General features: G+C 74.4%; 1 protein-coding gene. It reads right to left on the reverse strand.

The features are described 5' to 3' along the window. Positions 1–1124: 1124 nt before the first annotated feature. On the reverse strand, positions 1125–2183 hold a 1059-nt coding region (locus ACFVGO_RS22545; protein ID WP_380633602.1), incomplete at its 5' end, for a toxin glutamine deamidase domain-containing protein.

Below are 2183 nucleotides of genomic sequence, written 5' to 3' on the forward strand. Positions count from 1 at the left end.
GGAGGGAGAAGGAGGAGGGGGGGGGGGGGGTTGTGGGAAGGAGGCAAAAGAAAAAAACGACGGGGGGGGGGGGGGGGGTGGGGGGGCCCCCCCCCCTCCCCCCCCCCCCCCCCGCCCCTCCCCCTCCAAAGCCACCACGGCGAACCGCACAGGACCCAGCCACTCCCCCACACCCCCAGCACGCGACCGCGGGAAGTCAACCCAGCCGACTTCCTACGCATCACCCCGGTGAATATGTCGGTCGGTCTACATATTTCTCCCAGAACCGACCCCAGCCACCCCAAATACACACAGAAAGTCGGCCCGGCCGACTTCTCACGTGGGCCCCTCCGCAACCGCGCATTCCACCGCCGAGGAGCAGCACCGCGGGCCACGCAGAAAGTCGACCCGGCCGACTTCTCACGCATCCCTTCCCCCTCCAGGGCCACCATGGCGAACTGCACGGGACCAGCCACTCCCCCACACCCCCAGCACGCGACCGCGAAAAGTCGACCCAGTCGACTTCCTACGCATCACCCCGTTGAATATGTCGGTCGGTCTACATATTTCTCTCAGACCCGAACCCAGCCACCCCAAATACACACAGAAAGTCGGCCGGGCCGACTTCTCACGCAGACTCCTCCGCAACCACGCATTCCACCGCCGACGGGCAGCGCCGCGGGCCACGCAGAAAGTCGGCCCGGTCGACTTCCTGCGCAACCTCTCACGAACCCCACCATGGCCTGCCGCTCCCACACCCCGTCGCGCGGGCAAGTGGAAACGGACCAGCCGACTTCCCACGCGGCTCCCGCTTTCCGCGAGGGCACCCTGGCCAGCTGCGCGAGAAGTCGGCGGGGTCGACTTCTCGCGCGGGCTCCTCCCATTTCCGCGCATTCCACCGCTCAGGAACACCATCGCGGGCTGCCGCACAGGAAGTCGGCGGGATCGACTTCCCACGCGGGCTCCTCCCGCTACCGCGCATTCCACCGCTGAGGGGCAGCGTGGCGGGCCGCGCAGGAAGTCGGACGGGCCGACTTCCTGCGCACCGCTCCCAGTTCCGCGCTTCCTCTCCTTCCGATCCTTCCGAGGGGCGCCCTGGCCCCCCTCCGCGGGAAGTCGGACGGGCCGGCTTCCCGCACTGGGGGTCAGGGGGTGGGGGTGAGGGGGCGGCCTTCGGGGGTGAGGGCGATGGCCCAGAGGCCGTGGGTGGCGGGGTGGAGGGGGGTGGGGGCCCGGCGGGCGAGCTGGTGGTCGAGGTAGGTGACGGTGTCCTGGTGGTTGACGGCGTTCCAGGCGTGCGGGCGGCCGTAGGCGTCGAGGGTGAGGAGTAGCGCCTGGGAGCCGTGGCCGGCGCGGCGGAGGTCCTCGGCGAGGCGGTCGAAGGCCCGGCCGCCGTCGCCCAGGTCCCGGAAGGGGGCGCCGAGTTCGCGTTCGGCGCGGTCCCGGCCGCCGCGTTCGCCGGCGTCGCCGTCGGTGGGGATGCGCGGGGCCGCGCAGGTCGGGCGGCCGGTGTGGCACTCGACCGCCGAGAGGGCGATCTCCAGGCTGTTGTTGGCCCGGCCCGGTTCGCGGTAGCCGCCGTCGTTGACGGCCTCCGCCCAGCCGCCGGCCGCCGGGTCGGGGTGGCGGACGGGCAGGCCGTCCTCGTCCCGGGGCGCGCGGCGTTCGAGTTCGGCCTGGTGCTGCGGGTCGACCGGCGCGAGCCCGCCCGGCAGGCCGTACGGACGGCTGTCGGCGATGCCGCGCAGCCGGACCGCCGGGTCGTCCGGCCGGGCTCCGCGCCGTGCGCGCAGGGCGAGTTGGAGGGCCATCGCGTGGGCGGTCGCGACCGGGACCGCGCCCCAGGCAAGGGTCGGGTCGGCGAGTCCCGCCGTGTTCTCCCGCCTCCGGGCCTCCACCGGGTGGGTTTCGGGCCGGCCGATCACCGGGGTGGTCCCGACGATCGGGGGTGCGGCCGGGGGTGGCGGCGCGGCGTGGACGGGCGGCGGTCCGACGACCGGGTGCGGTGCCGCACCGGCCGGGGTCCGGGCCACCGGCGCGCCGGGCTGCGGCCCGCCGACGGCCGACCCGCCGCCCGCCCCGACACCGCTGCCGAACGGCGCCGCCACGTTCACGGGCCCGCCGGCGGCGCCCGCCAGCGGCCCGGGCCCGACGGTGCCGACGGGCCCGGCCGGTCCGGCCGGCTGGTACCCGCCGTACACCGG

This window comes from Kitasatospora sp. NPDC057738, from assembly GCF_042798815.1.
Classification (GTDB): Bacteria; Actinomycetota; Actinomycetes; order Streptomycetales; family Streptomycetaceae; genus Kitasatospora; species Kitasatospora lactacystinica.